The sequence below is a fragment of the Photorhabdus heterorhabditis genome, from assembly GCF_018448905.1.
Classification (GTDB): domain Bacteria; phylum Pseudomonadota; class Gammaproteobacteria; order Enterobacterales; family Enterobacteriaceae; genus Photorhabdus; species Photorhabdus heterorhabditis.
The window spans coordinates 1-1,887 of the sequence record NZ_RCWA01000107.1; the positions used below are offsets into that span (position 1 = coordinate 1).

The 1,887-nt window shown below is 55.2% G+C and carries 1 protein-coding gene; it reads right to left on the minus strand.

Annotation, left to right across the window (positions count from 1 at the left end; translation table 11 throughout):
- On the minus strand, nucleotides 1-1,887 hold a 1,887-nt coding region (locus EAE89_RS22700), incomplete at both ends, for a condensation domain-containing protein (RefSeq protein ID WP_244866739.1).

The window sequence follows — 1,887 nt, forward strand, 5'->3', positions numbered from 1 at the left end:
GATGAGCCAGACGGTTAGCACGGGCATTCAGTTCCGCATAACTGAAAATCTGTTGTTGATATTCTAACGCTGTCGCCTGTGGGGCCTGCTCTGCCTGTTGCTCAAACAGCTGATGAATACATAACGGATCTGGATAAGATGAATCCGTCGCATTCCAGGTTTCCAGTAACAACCTGCGTTCCATTTCAGGCAGAACGTTCAGTGCCCGTACCGGAGTCTCAGGGGCCTGCTCCAATGCCTCCACCAGACTTTCCAACGCCTGCTGCATATAACCACATAGCCGATCTGGATCAAACGGCTGCACCACATTAGCGGTCAATCCCAGCGATTCACCAAAATCCTCCACCGACAACCCAAAGGGGTAGTTAGTGCGTTCCTGTGCACCCAAGAATTCAATGTCGCTCATCGGGTCATTCGACGTTGCCGGCAGGGCATTATGTCGATAGTTGAACAAGGCACTAAAAAGTGGCGTACCACCGACAACCCCACTGCACCGCTGAGCCAACGCCAGTGAAGCATGCTCATGCGCCAGCAAGCCGGCCAGTCGCAGATGCACCTCCTGCACACTGTCCCGTACCGGGGTTTCATCGATATCCAAACGTAATGGCAGGGTATTGATAAACAGCCCCATCCCACTATCAGCCCTTTCCCCTGCCGCCATGCGCCCAAACAACACCGTGCCAAACACCACTTTTTCCTGACCACTGGTACGCGACAACACCTGCGCCCAAGCCAGATGACACAGCGCCGCCAAACTGACGCCCAAACGTCGAGCCTGACTACGCAGACGGTCATTCAACCCGGCAGGCAGTATCCGGTAAGACTCCGTCTCCTGAGATCCATCAAGATGCACCTCCGCCAGTCCGAACGGCAAAGTTGGCTCTTCCACCTCTGCCAGCATGTCGGTAAAGAAACGGGTATGCTCTTCCTGACTGACCCCCAACCGGGCCTCAGCCACCAGATTACGGAACGGGACCGGCGCCGACAGGCTATTCCCTTGCCCGGCAAGGAATGCCTGTACTTCTCGGTTCATCACTTCCAGCGTAGTGTGGTCACCAATCAGGTGATGCAACAATTGCAGCACAATCCAGCGGCCATCAGTCTCCTGAGCGACCACAAAGCGCAATAACGGCGCCTGGCCCAAATCGAGGCGATAATGACGGGGATCAAAACGTTGCACCAGTTGAGTACGAACCGGCCCATCAGCCGAGTCCAGCGTCAATTCCATCACTGATAAGGTAGCCTGACGCCAAACCACCTGAGCCGGCGCAGATAATCCCTGCCAGATAAAGGCGGTCCGCAAGATGTCATGGCGATCAACCACCTGTTGCACCGCCGCCAGATAACGGTCCAGCTGAGACCGCTCAGCAAAAGCCATCTGACTGACTACCAGATACGTATCACCTTCGTTTGCCAATAAATGGTGGAACAAAATCCCATCCTGCAACGGTGACAAGGCATAGATATCCTGAATATTGGTCACCCCACCCGGTACCTGCTCAACGATACGGTCGATCTCAGTTTGGGTCAGATCAATCAGCGGCAACATGGCTGGGGTGAGTGTCGTCGTCGCTGACGTAATGACATTCGGCGGTACCACTACTAACTGATGTTGCCCCAGTGTTTGCGCCAGTTCAGATAACACTGGCGACTGGAACAGATCACGCACCGCCAGCGTCAGCCCCAAGTGACGCAGACGTTCAATCATGCGTACCGCTAGCAGTGAATGGCCGCCCAGTGCAAAGAAACTATCGTACCGACTGATCTGCTCAATCCCTAGCAACTCATGCCAAATCGCCGCCAACGCGATTTCCGTTTCTCCCTGCGGGGCCTCGTAAACCTGACGGGCAAACGCCTCTCCGTCCGGCGCCGGCAACGCCAGACGAT